3 protein-coding genes and 1 pseudogene are annotated in these 2476 nt (G+C 68.2%); 1 reads left to right on the top strand and 3 read right to left on the bottom strand.

The window, feature by feature from the left end; all coding sequences use genetic code 11:
- Positions 1-161: 161 nt before the first annotated feature.
- Complete coding sequence (gene recR / locus ACREEF_RS15720) at positions 162-779, bottom strand: recombination mediator RecR (protein WP_431566506.1); 618 nt, start codon at positions 777-779, stop codon at positions 162-164.
- Positions 779-1108, bottom strand: a complete 330-nt coding sequence (locus ACREEF_RS15725; RefSeq protein ID WP_292085502.1) for a YbaB/EbfC family nucleoid-associated protein — start codon at positions 1106-1108, stop codon at positions 779-781. Before ACREEF_RS15725 ends, recR begins: the two co-directional genes overlap by 1 nt.
- Positions 1109-1266: 158 nt before the next feature.
- Between ACREEF_RS15725 and ACREEF_RS15730 the strand changes: the two genes are divergently transcribed.
- Positions 1267-1881, top strand: coding sequence for a malonic semialdehyde reductase (locus ACREEF_RS15730; RefSeq protein ID WP_431566507.1), 615 nt, complete (start codon positions 1267-1269; stop codon positions 1879-1881).
- Positions 1882-1995: 114 nt separating this feature from the next.
- Here the strand turns inward: ACREEF_RS15730 and ACREEF_RS15735 are convergent.
- Positions 1996-2476, bottom strand: a pseudogene (locus tag ACREEF_RS15735) (DNA polymerase III subunit gamma/tau); the annotation flags it as partial.

The following is a 2476-nucleotide window of genomic DNA, read 5'->3' on the forward strand; positions in this document are numbered from 1 at the left end:
GTCCTTGCGCGAAAGGGTGAGGGTTCGCGGGTGATGTCGGTCGAAGGCCGCTGCGCGACGGCTTACGCCGACTGACAGGATAGGCCCTCACCCTTTCGCCTGGCGGATCGCCTTCGGCTCTCCGAGGCTCAAGCCCTCTCCCGATGGGAGAGGGAAAAATGTTACGCTGGCCGGCGCGCCCGCAGGGCCTGGACGATGGTGCCGTCGTCCAGCCAATCCAACTCGCCGCCGACGGGGACGCCGCGCGCTAGCGAGGTGACCTCGACCCCCGCCGCCGACAGGCGCTCGGCCAGGTAGTGGGCCGTGGTCTGGCCGTCGACGGTGGCGGGCAGGGCAAGGACGACCTCCCGAGCCTCGCCGCCCCCCATCTCCCCGCCTTTTGCCCGGCCGATCAGTTCGGCGATGCGCAGCTGCTCGGGGCCGACGCCGTCCAGCGCCGACAGAAGTCCGCCCAGCACATGATACTTGCCGCGAAAGGCGCCCGAGCGCTCCATGGCCCACAGGGCGCCGGCCTCTTCGACCACGCAGATCAGGGCGTTGTCGCGGCTGGTGTCGGAACAGATGGAGCAGGGGTCGCGCGTGTCGGGCGCGGCGCAGATCGAGCAGTTGACGACCTTTTCGGCCGTCTCGGCCAGGGATGCGGCCAGCGGCACTAGCAACTGCTCGCGCCGCTTCAGCAGGGCCAGCGCCGCGCGCCGGGCCGAGCGCGGGCCCATGCCCGGCAGCTTGGCCAGCAGGCTGATGAGCCGTTCGATTTCCGGCCCGGCGGAGGCGGCCATCAGAAGAGTTTCGGCATTCCCGGGATGTTCATCCCGGCCATGGGGCCTGCGGCCTCGCGCATCAGGGCGTTGTTGACCTCGTCCAGCTTGCGCTTGGCGTCGGCGTGGGCGGCGACGATCAGGTCAGCCAGAATCTCGCCCTCGCCGGGGGTCATCAGGCTGTCGTCGATCTTCACCGAAGTGATCTCGCCGGGGCCCTTGAGGGCGATGGAGACAAGGCCGCCGCCCGAGGTGCCCTCGGCGGTGGTTTCGGCCATCTTGGCCTGGGCGTCCTGCAGCTTTTGCTGCATCGCCTGGGCCTGTTGCATCAGGGCGTTGAGGTCTTTCATGCCCCCTAGATAGGGCGATCCGCAGCCCGGCTCCAGACCCTCTTGCAGAACGCCGATCTGCATCAGCAACAGATTTTGTAGCAATCCCCTTGACGGCGGCGCACGACAGGCCATATTCGTCACAATAGAAGTTACCAATTCTGCTCAGGAGCTTTTTCATGGCCTTCGACGCCCTTTCCGCCCGCGACGTTCCGGTTTCCGATTCGGTCCTGGCCCAACTGTTCACCGAGGCTCGCACGCGCAACGGCTGGAGCGACCGCCCCGTGTCCGAAGACCTGATCCGCAAGCTCTACGACCTGACCAAGTTCGGCCCGACGGCGGTGAACATGACCCCGGCCCGCTTCGTCTTCGTCACCTCGCCGGAAGCCAAGGCCCGCCTGTCGGTCCACATGAGCGAAGGCAACCGCGCCAAGACCCTGGCCGCCCCGATCAACCTGATCATCGCCCAGGACATCGACTTCCACGACACCCTGGCCAAGCTGTTCCCGCACGCGCCGGGCGCCCGCGACTGGTTCCTCGACGAGGCCGGTCGTCGTGAAGCCGCCTTCCGCAACGCCTCGCTGCAGGGCGGCTATCTGACCATCGCCGCGCGCGCCCTGGGTCTGGACGTCGGCCCGATGTCGGGCTTCGACGCCGCCGGCGTGAAGGCCGAGTTCTTCGCCGACAGCAATGTCGAGCCCAACTTCATCATGAACATCGGCTACGGCACCGACGAGAACCTCTTCCCGCGCTCGCCCCGCCTCGACTTCGAGGAAGCCGCGCAGATTCTGTAAGCGCCGCAGGCGTCATCCCGGACGGCGCGCAGCGCCGATCCGGGACCGCAGGAAGCGCGGCGTCTTGGGCGGTCCCGGCTCTCCGCTACGCTGCGGCCGGGATGACGGATTGGCTCAGTCTTCCTCGTCGTCCTCTGGGATGGCGGGCATTTCGACCGCCGGGGCCAGAGTCTTGATCTCCTTGATCTCGGCGCCGGGGAAGGCCTGCATGATCGACACCACGAAGGGGTCCGCCTCGACCGCCGCACGGCGGGCGGAGCGGGCCTTTTTCTCGATCTCGATCAGGGTCTCGCCGCCGCCCTGGCCGTTGGCGGCGATCAGCCAGGTGCGGCCGGTCCATTCCTTGAGCCGCCCGGCCAGACGCCGCGCCAGATCGACGGGCGAGCCCGCTGCCGGTTCATAGACGATAGCGCCCGGCTTGAACGACACCGGCTTCACATAGCGTTCGACGTCCATCTGCAGCGTGATTTCACGCTTGTCGCCGATCAGGGCGACCACGGCCTCGAAGGTCTGGGGATCGGGAAAGGCGGGCTGTGCCACAGGCCGCGCCGCCAGCATGGCCGAGGCGCCGCCTCCCCCGCCGCCGCCGCCGCGC

Source organism: Brevundimonas sp. (assembly GCF_050729455.1).
Classification (GTDB): Bacteria; Pseudomonadota; Alphaproteobacteria; order Caulobacterales; family Caulobacteraceae; genus Brevundimonas.

Excerpts from the sequence above, each read along its gene's own strand:
- recR (WP_431566506.1), bottom strand. The coding sequence starts at position 779 with ATGGCCGCCTCCGCCGGGCCGGAAATCGAACGGCTCATCAGCCTGCTG.
- ACREEF_RS15725 (WP_292085502.1), bottom strand. The coding sequence starts at position 1,108 with ATGAAAGACCTCAACGCCCTGATGCAACAGGCCCAGGCGATGCAGCAA.
- ACREEF_RS15730 (WP_431566507.1), top strand. The coding sequence starts at position 1,267 with ATGGCCTTCGACGCCCTTTCCGCCCGCGACGTTCCGGTTTCCGATTCG.